This is a genomic window from Vibrio genomosp. F10 str. 9ZD137 (assembly GCF_049974785.1).
Lineage (GTDB): Bacteria > Pseudomonadota > Gammaproteobacteria > Enterobacterales > Vibrionaceae > Vibrio.
Genome location: NZ_JBNGCJ010000528.1, coordinates 1 through 1,520, shown reverse-complemented (window position 1 = coordinate 1,520; position 1,520 = coordinate 1). Strand labels below are relative to the sequence as shown.

Below are 1,520 nucleotides of genomic sequence, written 5' to 3'. Positions count from 1 at the left end.
GATGCCCAAGCGGTTTAACGCATTGTTGTACCGGGGAAATGAATATACGGCACGCGTTACTCAATGTGGTTTCGTCTATATAACGATTCTTGCTATTAGTGCAGCGAGTGTCAGCCAGTTGTTCATCACATGGGCCTTACCGCCAGACTACTTCCCTGCTGTTGAGTTGTTGACTGGGGTCATTATCGTTGCACTATTTAAAGAGCTTTCTGACTTGTTTAACATCGGAATACTACAACAAAAGAAGACCCAGTTATTGTTGGTGATGAATGTTGTTTGTACTTTGGTTGGGCTTGGGTTGTGTTTAACGCTATCGTCGTACGGCATTTGGGGGATCATCGGCTCAATCGCGTTCGCACAAGGATCACGGGCGGCTGCGCTGCTTTATTTCAGTCAGCGACTGGTAAAACTACCGTTTCAATTTACCGCATTGCTCCTGATCCTCATCAACACTCTTAGCTGTTTAGCACTTGGATTTATCTATACGCACCCTGTATGGCTCATTTTAATTACCTTGTTTGGTGCTATATTCAATTTAGCTATCGCGTACCGATATGAATTTCTGAGTGTTTTCGATTTCCCTCGTTTTTCGAGTGACTTACAAAGAACTGTTCGAGGATCCTAATGACCAGTGAGCACCGATTAAACTATGTGGGACTGGCTACCGTTTTTTGTTTGGTGATTGCCATCGCTTGGTATTTGGTCCCTCACCCGATTATTCCGATTATTATCGCGCTGATCCCGCTTGGTGCTTTGTTCGTACTCAGCCAGACTTTTTGGTTGGTGACACTATTCGTTCTTTTTTCATTTTTCCGGATTCACGAAGCAATACCGGCCCTATACTCCCTTAAAATACCTTTGATACTGTCATTGGGGGCGCTCTCTGCGCTGCTATGGCATACCCTAATCAGTCGGAAAATTCAGGTGTATTGGCACCGTTCACTAACATGGCTATCTGTGTTTTGGATCTTAGTCGTTGTAGGAATTGTATTTGCATCGAATATCGGTATTGCGGTGGCCAACTTCAAATCAATCTATTGGAAAATCATTGTCATGACGCTCGCTATAGCGTGGTTAGTGAACAACGACAAAAACATAGGCCGAATCGCGATTATGATCGTTCTGTCAGGGGGGCTCATCGCTTGTGTTGCATTGTACAACTCTGCCAACGGTATCGATTTGGTCGAAGGAACTCGTGTTTCAATTGGCCGCTCTTTTGGCTCAATGCTGGGTGACCCTAACGATTTGTCGTTGGTTTTACTTTTCCCTCTCGCTTTTTCCATTGGATTATCCACTACCCAACGCGTCCCTATCATCACTCGATTTCTTGCTTTATTGATCACATTTTTACTTATGAGTGCGATCATTGCTACTCAAAGTCGCGGTGGTCTATTGGGTTCGTTAGCGGTTATCGGAATCTATGCCTTTAAGTTGATCCGTTCAAAAACCCTACTGATTTCATTAGGGGTAATCGGTGCCATTGTCCTATATTTTGTTGCTGGGATAGATCGGAAGAGCGG

General features: G+C 44.3%; 1 protein-coding gene and 1 pseudogene. Both read left to right on the top strand.

Features of this window, described 5'->3' with window-relative positions; translation table 11 throughout:
• Positions 1-625 (top strand): annotated as a pseudogene (locus tag ACP45E_RS12855) (lipopolysaccharide biosynthesis protein); the annotation flags it as partial.
• A partial coding sequence (locus ACP45E_RS12850; protein ID WP_069585073.1) for a hypothetical protein occupies positions 625-1,520 on the top strand: 896 nt, incomplete at its 3' end. The pseudogene ACP45E_RS12855 and the gene ACP45E_RS12850, both read left to right, overlap by 1 nt.